9 protein-coding genes are annotated in these 12,622 nt (G+C 30.7%); all 9 read left to right on the forward strand.

The window, feature by feature from the left end:
- Window positions 1-110: 110 nt before the first annotated feature.
- The 9 genes from NOU10_RS07755 (at window position 111) to NOU10_RS07795 (ending at window position 12,579) form a co-directional block, all read left to right on the forward strand.
- Window positions 111-1,211, forward strand: coding sequence for a YibE/F family protein (locus NOU10_RS07755; protein WP_255906497.1), 1,101 nt, complete (start codon window positions 111-113; stop codon window positions 1,209-1,211).
- Window positions 1,208-1,957 carry a YibE/F family protein gene (locus tag NOU10_RS07760; protein WP_223688920.1) on the forward strand — a complete coding sequence of 250 codons (750 nt, stop codon included), beginning with the start codon at window positions 1,208-1,210 and terminating at the stop codon, window positions 1,955-1,957. The genes NOU10_RS07755 and NOU10_RS07760 overlap by 4 nt, the downstream gene beginning before the upstream one ends.
- Window positions 1,958-2,176: 219 nt before the next feature.
- Window positions 2,177-3,202 (forward strand): hypothetical protein, encoded by a 1,026-nt coding sequence (locus NOU10_RS07765; RefSeq protein WP_255906498.1) that lies wholly within the window; start codon window positions 2,177-2,179, stop codon window positions 3,200-3,202.
- A complete protein-coding gene (locus tag NOU10_RS07770; RefSeq protein ID WP_069468661.1) occupies window positions 3,202-4,809 on the forward strand; it encodes an AAA family ATPase in 1,608 nt (535 codons plus the stop codon). Before NOU10_RS07765 ends, NOU10_RS07770 begins: the two co-directional genes overlap by 1 nt.
- A gap of 3 nt (window positions 4,810-4,812) precedes the next feature.
- On the forward strand, window positions 4,813-6,108 hold the full coding sequence (locus NOU10_RS07775) for a hypothetical protein (protein ID WP_255906499.1): 1,296 nt from the start codon (window positions 4,813-4,815) through the stop codon (window positions 6,106-6,108).
- Between the two features lie 4 nt (window positions 6,109-6,112).
- A complete protein-coding gene (locus tag NOU10_RS07780; protein WP_255906500.1) occupies window positions 6,113-8,113 on the forward strand; it encodes an ATP-dependent helicase in 2,001 nt (666 codons plus the stop codon).
- On the forward strand, window positions 8,106-10,721 hold the full coding sequence (locus tag NOU10_RS07785) for a hypothetical protein (protein ID WP_255906501.1): 2,616 nt from the start codon (window positions 8,106-8,108) through the stop codon (window positions 10,719-10,721). The genes NOU10_RS07780 and NOU10_RS07785 overlap by 8 nt, the downstream gene beginning before the upstream one ends.
- 53 nt (window positions 10,722-10,774) lie before the next feature.
- Window positions 10,775-11,866, forward strand: coding sequence for a DUF4767 domain-containing protein (locus tag NOU10_RS07790; RefSeq protein ID WP_255906502.1), 1,092 nt, complete (start codon window positions 10,775-10,777; stop codon window positions 11,864-11,866).
- A gap of 17 nt (window positions 11,867-11,883) precedes the next feature.
- A complete protein-coding gene (locus NOU10_RS07795; protein ID WP_255906503.1) occupies window positions 11,884-12,579 on the forward strand; it encodes a hypothetical protein in 696 nt (231 codons plus the stop codon).
- The last annotated feature ends 43 nt before the right edge of the window (window positions 12,580-12,622 follow it).

The following is a 12,622-nucleotide window of genomic DNA, read 5'->3' on the forward strand; positions in this document are numbered from 1 at the left end:
AATGATATACTAATTGTAGCAAATTCAAAGACTTAGTAAAGTTTAATTCAGATTCTTTTTCTGAGAAATAAAAAGTGGTACGTTAGTAAAGATTGAGAGGTGTAGAGTTGATGAGAGTAAAGAAAAAATATTTAATAGAATGGCTATTAATAATTTTAAGTGGTATTCTTATCTATTTTTTAGTTGATAATGATGCTTTTTTATATAAAGATCCAGTCGCTCAAATTGTGAGTGTAACAAATTCAAAGGCAACTAAAACAGAAGATACATATAAAAATAAGGATATGACGACGGAACAAACTTTAAAAGTAAAAGTTCTCAACGGTCATAGAAAAGGAGAAGTATTAACTGCTAAAAATACTTTTTCTAAATCAGGAGGGTATGATCAAAGATTTTATCGAGGGCAAAAAGTTTTTGTGAAGTTTGAGAATTCAAATGGCAAAGTAATGGCAATGATAAATAATTATAAACGAGATGTTTATTTAATAATGCTGTGTTGGGCGGTAGTAGTGTTACTATTCTTAGTCACACAAATTAGAGGATTTACTTCGTTAATTAGTGTCATTTTGAATTTCATAATTTTCTTGCTATGTGTACAACTAGATGTTAAATGGAATATTAATAATTTCTTCTGGATATTCGCAACAGTTGCGGTAATTTTTCTGGCTTTATCTTTGGTGTTAGTAATTGGTTTTAATTGGCAATGTCTAGTAACATTTAGTTCAATATTTATCGGAACAACTTTAGCGATGATAATTGGAGTTGTGGCGATGCAAGTGACTAACGATAAAGGAGTTCATTATGAGGCTCTAGACTTTGCTACTCAGTCACCAAAACAATTATTTTTAGCAGCGACTGTAATTGGATTACTAGGAGCTGTTATGGATGCAGCAACGGATATTGTATCAACATTGTTTGAAATGAAACGTACTCAACCTGAAATTTCTAGAAAACAATTATTTATTTCAGGACAAAATGTTGGAAAATCAATAATGGGACCTTTGGTAAATGTTTTGTTATTAATCTTTTTTGCTGAAACAGTAACAATGGCAGTCTTATTCTTCAGGACTGGAAATTCAATTGCATATACATTTGAATGGACAATGTCATTGGGAATTATTCAAAGTTTAATTAGTGGAATAGGGATTACGTTAGTTATTCCTTCAGCTAGTTTACTGAGTTCATTAGTATTGGGTGGTGATAACAAATGAGTACAATCACACTACTAACAATAATTTTATTTATACTAATGTGGATAGTTGGTGGAAAAAGAGGTTTGTCTTCTTTTTCAAGTGTAGCGCTAAACTTCATACTTTTGTTTTTGACGGTAATTTTTATTTCAATTGGGGTACCAGCTTTATGGACAACTATTTTTGCGGGAATAGCGATTTTAGCTGTTACTATTTATATGGGAAATAGCGATGAAAAAACCACTAATATTGCTTTTGAAGCTACTTTGATTTCATTAGCGATAGTTGTTGTAGTTATGGTTCCTTTCATTAAACTAGTTGGAATTCAAGGCTTTAGTCCGGAACAATCTGAAGAAATAGAAGCTTTTAATTTATTAATCGGAGTAAATTTTGAAAGTATCGTAATTTCAACTATGATCTTGAGTACTTTAGGAGCAATTGCAGAAGCTGCGATTGCTATTGCAAGTGGTTTAGATGAAATAATTGAACAACAACCAGACATAACGTTGCCGGCTTTATACACAAGTGGACGAAATATAGGATTACAAATTATGGGTATGACATTTAATACTTTATTTTTTGGAATGTTTGGTGGAGATTTAGCATTGTTCATCTTGCTATATAAATTAGATGCGACATTTGGATATTACTTAAATTCCAAAATATTTGTAGCAGAATCAATGGAAGTTTTATTCTCATCGATTTCAATAATCTTAGTCATTTGGATAACAACTTATATGATGGGGAAGAAAGTCAAACGGACATAAAATTCTCTGGAAATATTGACAAAATTTTCTTATCAAGAGTAGAATTTGAACTAGGTTAGTACAGTTAATCAGCATTAATAAGATGCTGAAATTATATAAAAATGAAGAGTTTACTCTAAGTTATCTGATAAGAAAATCGAATAATAAGTAAAGCATAAAATTAGATGGGGTTTTCTTATCTAGTTTTATGCTTTTTTATATGGACAGGATGTGATAATTATGGCGTATTCAACAATTGTTACTAAAGATGAAGGGGCAGTTATTATAGTTGATAATATTGATACTAAACGAAATAAAGCTGAACATAAAATAATTCAATTAAACAAAGAAGCCAAAATATACTTAGTTTCTTTTGGAAAATATGAATTAGATGGATTAGTTTGGGACAGTCTGATAAAAGGATTTCAGATGAGAGTTAACCAACCAATAGCCACGTTTAAAGAATGTACACTTAGATTTGAAGAATATCTAAGAAGTTTAAAAGATAACTATAGAAAAGATATCTATATTCAAAGAATAATCTGGACAGCTTTAAATAACCTAACCTTAAATGGCGGAATACAAAGTTTGGTAGAAAATATTAACCGAGTATATGGCACGTTATCAATTGATAAACAAGTAAATGAAGAAACTACTCCAATTTTGATTAATGAACTAATTAACTTTTTAAATCAAAATCAAATCTCCATTAATCAGGAAAGTTTTAATAAATTAGTAGAAATTGTTAAGGACGCCTATTTATATCCTAGAAAGAATTTGCAGGATTATATGGGAATTTGTCTTGTAGGTGTGGGCAATGACGAAACCAGTATTAGTGCAACAAGTTATAGATTATATGGAGTAACAGAAAATAATAAATTATTAGTTAGTGTTCAACAGATAGGTAAGGGTATTATCAATCTTGAAAAATCTGAAGCAACTGAAATTATGATTGGTGGCATTTCTCAAACTTTTATGGATGATTTTTACTGGAATTTGAATAATAGAAATAATCCTAATCTATTACAAGCCACAAGTTCATTATCTGAAATTGCTCAAAATGAATATAATATCTCACAAGAAATTTTAAGAAATAAGAGTTTAGATGATATCAGTGATTTTTTATTCAATGTATATGGGATACATCGCCAGCTAGAAATAGCACAGGTAGGGGAAGATTTACAAGCAAATAAAGTAAAGCTAGTAAAATTTTCTTTATTAGATGAACCGATAGTAATAGAAAAAGAGTTAGGGGTGAACAATTAATGGAAAAAATGACGGAAAAACAAAGAATATTCTGCAGTATATACCCATATACGACAAAATATATAGAGGCTTTTAATAATGAATATTCCGATAATAATTTGAGAGATGAAGTTATTGATTATTTAAATAAGGTAATTCATAAGTTTAGCAATAGTAGTGTTTCTCAAAGTATAGATATAAATATTTGTTTAGTTTCTAATGGAAAAGAACAATCAGAAGTCTTTTTAGACATCTTATATAAACTCATTAAGGTACTCAACCCTAGTTTTGGTGATAAAACTTATATTATTCCTGATCAGTATGAATATCTGGAAAGTGTAGAAAATAATGCATTTATAATAATTCAAGATGCTAAGTCTGCCTTTGGTGGAGATTTACCTGAAGATAGACGTGGATATAAGATCGATTATAAAAACTATGTAATGGGAATACTTGAAAAATCTGATAGTCAAAAAATAATCTTGTTAGAAGATACGGAAGAAAATATTAGCTATATAAATTCTTTAGAAGAAGTGAAAAACAATCTTACTAATTATTTCGTAATTAGAGATTTGACAATTGAAGAAGCTATCAATTATGGCAAGAGTCTCCTATATAATCAAGGCCTAAGTTTAGAAGATGATATTTTATATGGAAATGTATTAAAGTCATATGTACAAAAAAGCAAGCATTTGACCAAGCTTGTTGTTGAACGTTTTAATAAAAAGATATTAAATAGTTTTGCTAAAAACAGTAGAATGTCGAATGTAATTGACAAAAAATCGATTTTGGATGCCACAAGTGTATATAATCCTAAGCTAGTTAAGCAAATCTTGGATGAATTAGATAGTCTACAAGGATTGGATAATGTGAAGCAACAAATTCATGAGATTTGTGAGGCAGTGGAAGTTTCACAGGCAAATATTGGAAATATGGAATTATCCAGAAGACATCATATGATTTTTGAAGGACCACCTGGAACTGGTAAAACGACGGTTGCTAGAATAGTTGCACGTTTATTCTATGCACTAGGTATTTTAGAAAATACAACTGTAATTGAAACTAAACGTAATGAATTAGAAGGTAAATGGGTTGGTGATTTAAGTGGAAAAATCAATGAAAAAGTAGATTCTGCTTTAGGTGGAGTACTTTTCATTGATGAAGCTCATCAACTTTATAATAAAGAGGATCCTTATGACAAAGGAAAACAAGTTATTCAGGCTTTTGTACCTCGACTAGAAAATGACGGAGAAAAGTTTATAGCAATTATTGCAGGATATACTAAAGAAATGGAAGAATTTTTGAAATTTGATCCAGGATTGGCTTCCAGATTCCAACATAAAATAATTTTTGAATCATATAAGCCCCAGGTTGTAGCTCAAATAGTGGTTAACATTTTAAAGAAGAACAAAATAGAGTTTAATGAAAAATATGTAAAAGCAGTAGCGATTAATCTGTATGATCAAATTCCAGATGATAAAAAATCTAATGCACGTTGGGCAAGAAATTATGCTCAAAAATTGATAGAAAAGCAATTGAGTTATTGTGCTAAGCATCCACAATTTCCTAGAAATAGATTGTTTAATGAAGTTCTAAGGGATAGCGTTAATTGGCAAATAGGGGGTTAGACTATGACTGCGGAATTAGGAATAACAAATGGTTATGGAGTAGTTCTGGCTGCTGATAGTAGTCTAACAATGCAAGACTATAGCTCCCGAAAATATTATATAACTGGTCAAAAAATCTTTAAGCTATCATCGAAGCATAGTGTAGCTATTATGTTTTATGGAAATGCTACAATCAATGGTCAAAAAATACAATCAATTGTTGAAGGGTTTAACCAATACTTAGGTGAAGAGACATTAGATAAATTTACAGAATATGTCCAGCTATTTAAAGAATATTTGATTAAATCAGCAAACAGAGAATATAAGCAATATATTAAGCAGGAACTAGAAGATATATTGAACAATTTACATAGCACTTACAAAACTCAAGACTTGTTAGGAAATCTGATTGAAGTAAAAAAAGAAATTCAAGAAGAAAAAATACCCTATACTTTTCAAGAGTTTCAGAAATTCATGAATCAAGATCGAATGAGTCAGTTTTTGATTAGTGAAGATAATAAGTATACGACTGAAGAACTAGAGTATGCGTATTATATGCTAGTTAGTCAAACTGTATCCAATTTTTATACGACAGGAATTGTATTAGCAGGAAAAGGCAAGAAAGAAAATTATTGTTCATTATGGAATAGTGAATTATATGGTGTTTTAGATAGTAAAATTTTCTCAATAAAGGAAATATCAAGTTCTCCTAATTATAGTAATTTATATAAATTTGCCCAAAGTGATGGTGCCGATGCTTTATTGTTAGGGGTAGATAGAAAAGTTAGCGATGCCTTTTATGATAAGTTGTATATGAAATATCAAGGTGCGGATGCTATTGAAATAACAAAAGCATTTCAAAGAACAGTTGATGATTACTATAACAAATTTTATCGAGCATACATTAATGGTTTAACCTTAGGTAAGGTGGCTAATTTTGCTAAACAATTAGTTTTAGCTACTATGATTAGGCGTAACTTTTTTGACAATAATCAAACAGTGGGTGGAATCATTGATGTTTTAACTATTGCAAGTAATGGTAAAGTATCTTGGGTACAAAAAGGAAAAAATGTACGAGATATAGAGTTAAAAGTTACGAGTGAAGAAAGAACAGTTCACAACTTAAAGAAGCCTAGAATTTCAGATGAGCCTGAATTAACATTTGACGAGTGGATAGAAAAGCAAATAAGTTTAGCTGAAAAAGTTGTTAATAGAGAAGAAAAGCAAGATGATGAAGATTCAAAAGATGAGATATCATTTAAAGAATGGATAAATCAGCAAATAAAAAGTGCTGAGGAAATCGTAAAGAGAAATGAGTGAAACTATGGATAACGAGAAATTTGAAAAAGAAGCGTTGCAAGTAGTAGAGAATTTTTTAAAGAGTAATACGCAGGTATTAATAGTATCTGGGCGAGCTGGTAGTGGAAAGTCGACTTTAGCTGGAAAAATTTATGAATTAGTAAATAAGAATAATGAATCTGAATATTATCAAGCACAGATCTTATCTCCTACAGGTCAATCTGTAGGTCTAATCAAACAAAACTTTCCTCAAATTCCAGAACAAGATTGTCAAACGATCTATCGTAAAATCTATCGAAGAGCAACAAAAAATATTGATGATGGGGATAATTTGATATTTGATTTCAAATTGAATAAACAAGAAGATAAGAATGTTTTTATTATAGACGATGCTTCTTACATTTCTGATGAAGAAAACAATAGGGGAAATTTGCATTTTGGTTCTGGAAAATTATTAACGGACTTGTTGACTTCTACTCAGATTTTTGAAAAAGGTAATGTCAAAATAATATTTATTGGCGATGAATATCGATTATTACCAATTAGAGATACTAGTGCTAAAGCTTTAAAGCAAACTTATTTTGAAGAATTAGGCTTAAATACTATGAAATACGAATTGAAAACCCAATATCGTATGCATGGGGAACTAGCTAGAGGTATAGATAAATATGCCGAATTGATTACTAGTGTAGAAAATCATCAAAAAATAATACCTTATGAATTTAAAAATACTGGTAATGTTAGAAATATTGATGAGGCTGATTGGAGCAAGGAAGAAAAGAAACAAAAGATTGCCGGGCAATTTAATCGTGACAATAAGAGAAATAAGGTAGTAGTAACTTATTCAACTAGAGCAGCTCAAGAATATAATAAATTGATTCGTAGAAAACTTCAAAATATGGAAGATGCGCTAATTAGTAGTGGTGATTTAGTAGTATTTTCTAAAAATCAATATGATTTACTTGTAATGGATGCTGCAAGTAATGAGTTCAATGAGGACTTTTTCACTGGAGATATTGCTGAAATAATCGCAACCTATGATCGAAAGTCAAGTAATGTAAGAGTTAATAACCAAGATGTAACTTTGTCTTATGTAAAGGTTAAGTATCGTTTAGAACGAACAGGAAAAGAGTATGTGAGCTACTTATTAGAAAATGTTCTAAATTCAGATGACTCTCAACTTTCATCAGATGAGAGGACAGCACTATTTTACGATGCTGAAGAACGTATAGGAATTACAGAAACTCCAGAAGAACATCGTCGTCATATTAAAAGTAATAATGAATACTGGGAAACAGCCATAAAGAAATTAGCAAATGTTGGAGAAAGTGGATTATCTGTATCAGATAAGGATAGGATAAGAGAACTTTTGAAAAAACATCCGATTTGTGATCCTAAAAATGAATGTGAAAGATATCAACTATTAGACAAGATTTATCAGGATAAATTTTATAATAGTATTCAAGTGAAATATGCTTATGCGATGACTGGTCACAAAGTTCAAGGAAATGAATGGAACGATGTATATGTAGATTTTACTGACAGAAATGGATTAGATGAATCTAGTTTACGTTGGACTTATACAGCTTTATCAAGAGCGATAAAAAATGTATTAGTATTTAACGCAACCAGTTTATTTGGTAACTTTGATATCTCAAATGAATTTATTGGCAAAAAGAAGAATCTTGAAAAAGAAAGAGAAACGGCAACTAGGATTGAAGAGTATCAATTTAATGATGAAAAGATTGCTCGCTTAGTAGATAAGGTGGAAGAAATTTCTGAAAATAATGGTTTAGTTGTTACTAATGTCGATGATAGAAATTTTGAAAAACAATATTTTGTTTTGATTTATCTAAGTGATATTGAAAATAACAACTATGTCATGCAAGCATATTATAATAGTCGAAAATTTTGGACTAAAGCAACACTTCGTAGCAAGCTAGAAATAGCTGATAAATTAGAGTTGATTGGAGCAGAATTTAAGAAGATAAATCCAAATTTTAGAGGAAGTGCGGACAATGAATGATGTTGAAAAAATGATAGCAGTTCGCGATGTTGATGGATTAAATAATGAGATTAGTTTTTTAAGAAAAGATGGTAGACTAGCAGAAGCTTATCATGTATGTAAATTAGCACAGCAAAATAACATAGATGTAACTGTATCTGCAGTATGGGTATTGTATGATTTTCTAAAAACTGATAGTGAATTTACGAAATACATGAGAATTGTTCAAGAAAACTACGAGATTCAAAAGACTATATTCTCTAATGATTATGAAATTGGATATTTCTCATTGTATATAAAACTCACGCAAGCACAAATAATGAGAAAAGCTTGGGAACTTAGTAAGCAAGAAAAATGGGATGAATTACATGAGCTAGTAACAACCTCATTTACATTTTTTGTAAATCAAGAATTTAATCTAGCTGATTGGGATAGCGAATTAACAAGTACCGATAACTATTATTCTGGAAAAAATCAAATGGTAGGGATAAGTGGCTTTTTAGGCGATTTAATAAATTGTTATATAAAAAACAAGAGCTTCCTACATTCTGACATTCAAATTATTGTGAATGAAATTTTAAATTTCTATTCAAAATATAAAGATAGTTATGTTTATATGAGTAAAGTATTAGGCATAATGATAACAGCTATTATTTGGGAAAAATATAAATCAAAAGATTATGCAGCAATTGATAGATGCTGCAAGTTGGTTGTTAGAGAAATAGATAGAGAACATTTTTCTGGAACACCATTTGAGTTGATTCTAGTCTTATCACAGATTAAATACTATCAATTGGGTAATAATAAAGCTGAGATTACTAAAAGAGAAAATGGATATATTTATCTAGTAGAAAAAGTATTAGATTTTAGCAAAATACCTGATGATTATTTGGCTCCTACTAAAAATGTGATGAAAGACAAAGAATATGCTAGTAAATTTATCCAGATTATGCAAGGCTATGCAAAATCGCTATGTAATAGAGCAGATAGTGTAGAAAGATACTTAAAGGTAGTGCTTGAAATCTTTGCTTTGGAAAAGACGAAAAGATTACGCGAATATAGAGGACATTATGGCAAGAACTTGATTAATGATTTTATTCGAGTTTATGGATATGTGGAATATGTGCAAGATAAAAAACATTTAATTCAAGAATATGGTAGATTTTTGAAGAAAAAGGAACAGTTATCATATAACGATGACTTGGTACGTGAAAGTATTGGTGAGAATATAATCTATCTCGTGTATAAAACTACTCCTAAGGAATTAGAGAATTTAACAGATACATTGATAGCTGAATTGCCAGTAACAATCTTTGAAAATAAAGTCACAGAATTTAACAAGGCTTTAGTAATTACTAAGTTTAATATCAGCAACCCTAAAGAATACCTTAGATTAATGACTTGGGTACTATCGAATGATGAGTCATTTGTAGTTGAGAACTTTAAAGAAGTAGAGAATCCTGATAATCCCTCTCACCCTTATCCAAGTGACTTTTCAAAATTATTGAGTAGTTATTATGCAGCAGTATCAAGAACAAATTCGGATATTTTAGCGAGCTTGGATTTGTGGCTAGAGAAACTTTCTGAGGTGAAGAAAGTTATTATTAGTAATAAAGCTGTTGGAGAGTTTTTAAGGATATTCTTGAAATTAGCTAAAGAAAAAAATAGTTTCTTGACTCACCAACAAGTGCAGGAGATTGTTGATAAGTTAGAAGATATAATTTTTAAAAATTATAAGGAAAATAAATGGATTGGATACTATTATTGCAAGATTTTATTGGATCATGACTTTGATGAAGAAGCTGATAAAGCATTCGATAAATTCTTGGTAACTGATAGAGGTAATAGTTGGCTCTGGAAAGCTTATGCAGATTTTGTAAAAGATGATAGTGAGCTTAGAATAGCAGCTTTATTTGAATTTTTAAGAACTAAAGGCGATAGCGACGAAGTTAGAAAAGAAGTCATAGAATATTTAATCGCAGCTAAAAATTCAGAATACTATGGTCCAATTAAGTTTGAATTATCTAAGATTAAGGACAAAGAATATAAGGCTAAGTTTGAAAATCTTCCTTGGTATGTAGAAACTCAATTGCCTGAAAGTAACAAAAAATTTTATCGTAAATTTACTAAGATGATTGAGCAGAAATTTAATGAAAAAATAGAAAAACGTAACTTTTATGTCATTGGCTCTGATGGAAAGAAATTCATTGATATTGTTGTTTTAGACAAAAATGGCGAAAAAGTTGAAGGAATTATTATTGACGAAGAATTGTTGAAAAAAATAAACTTATATGAATGTTATTTTGCTAGGTTGGTACCTAAAAAAGTGAAAAAAGCTGGAATGAAGCCACGCTTTGAATTGGTGGGCGATATAGAAGAAACCACAGATTATACATTTAAAGCGAAGTTTATCCAAAATTATGAGGGTGTTTATAAAAAAGGTTTGGATCCTTGGGATAATAGAGATCTCATTGTGACAGATTATGAAAATAAACGTATTCCTGCATGGATGGTTGAAGAATATGATTTGAATCAAGATGACAAAGTAAGAATAACCCAAAAGATTAAGCAAAAGAAAAATAAACTATTGTGGCAGATTGTTGATATTAAAAAATTAGAGACTGAGTGATAGTTAGCTTTGATATAATATAGGTAGATACTATAGAAAAGGATAGATTGCTTATGAAAAAACTCACTATCATTAGTTCAGTCATATTAAGTTCGTTACTCATATTGACCGGTTGTGGCTCTAATTCTAGTAAGAAGTCAAATGTAACTTCTAAGGTTAAAGTAGTTAAACAATCATCAAGTAAAGAAAAACAAAAAAGTGTAACTAAGAAGAAATCAGGTGTTTTATGGAATAATGATAAAGATAGTCGATTAGAAGATTTTATGAAACAGTGGGGAGAGGCTATGGATCAAACCTATACGAAGTATGATGGAACTAATAATATCCAAACTGCTTCAGGAATGAGCTATCCTCAAGATTTTGATAGTGCTACGGTAGATGGACATGATGTTTCAATGGCATGGAACAAAAAAGGAACAGGTAAAAATGACTATAATGTTGTAGCTATCTATAACTACAATAACTCTTCAAGTTCTAGTATAACTTACGCATTTACTTTAGCTGATGGGGAACCTATCGTTTTAGTAAATGAAGATAGTGGTAATAATTGGAGTGAAACTAAGAATAAATCACTTAAAGAAAATTTCGTGAACATCTTTGATGGTAAAGCTACTCATGTTGAAAAGCCAAAAGTATCATCAAGTAGTAGTGCAAAAAGTTCGAGTTTGACTAAAGCAACAGAAGATTTAGGCGAAGGACGTGGGGGATATGTGACTACGCCAGAGGCAATGAGAGGAACATGGTACTCTAAAGGTGAAAGTGGAACGACTAAATTAGTTATTTCTGAACGTGAAATTGCTTATACTGATTCAAATGGACAAAGTGGACGGACAATTCTATACAAGAAAACAATCCCAACCCCAACTCAAGTAAGCGAGAAAGAAATTGATGCTAAAAGAGAGTGGGGGGATGCGCGCTATGCAAATATACGTGGATTGCAATATATTAATATTTTAGGATGGTACCAAAGTGCCGGTGCGGGTGCATATTATGCAGCACATACAGAAGAAATAGACGGTAGTAGAGTTCCAATAATTGTTGAAGGTGGCGGAGCAGAAGCTTGGACATATGCTGTTTATTATCCAAGTGAGGACTTGGCAAATCAGCAAGGTGATACTAAATACGAAGATCTATATTATCAATAAAAAGGATGAGAAAGATAATGAAAAAGACTATATGGGTTATTTTAGCAGCTTTAAGTACTTTATTAATTTTAACCGGTTGTAGTTCAAATTCTAGTGAACACAAATCAAGTGCTAGTTCTAAAGCAGAATTAGTAAAAAATTCTTCAAGTAAGAAGAAACATTCTGAAAAGAAGAAAGAATCATCAAGTGAAAAAGAAAGTTCATCAACTGGTTTGTCATCTGAAGTATCGTCAAGTAGCAGTACTCAAAGTTCTGAAGATCTAGGGGAAGATCGTGGAGGATACGTAACTACGCCAGAAGCGATGAGAGGAACATGGTATTCTAAAGGCGAAGATGGAATGAAAAAATTAGTGATTTCTGAACATGAAATTACACTTATTAGTGCAGATGGCGAAACAAACCATGCTGTTTTATATAAAAGAACTAAAGATACGCCTTCTGATGTCAGTGAATCTGAACGTCAAAGTAAGGAAGAATGGAGAAGTGCTGGTAATATAGGCGCTAATGGTATCAGCATGAGAGGCTGGTATCAACTTCAAGGCGGTGGTGAACATTTCTTTACACATGAAGAAGAAATTAACGGACAAAAAGTACCACTTGTTCTCTACGGTTTTGGGGCAAATGATCTTACAGATTATGTTTATTATCCAAGCGAAGATTTAGCCAACCAACAAAGTGATGCTAAATACGATGATATAAATTATAAATTTTAAATCATAGCTAATAACAAAAGACTGATAATCTACAAAACTAGAA

Source organism: Ligilactobacillus sp. MP3 (assembly GCF_024436335.1).
In the GTDB taxonomy this organism is placed as follows: Bacteria; Bacillota; Bacilli; order Lactobacillales; family Lactobacillaceae; genus Ligilactobacillus; species Ligilactobacillus salivarius.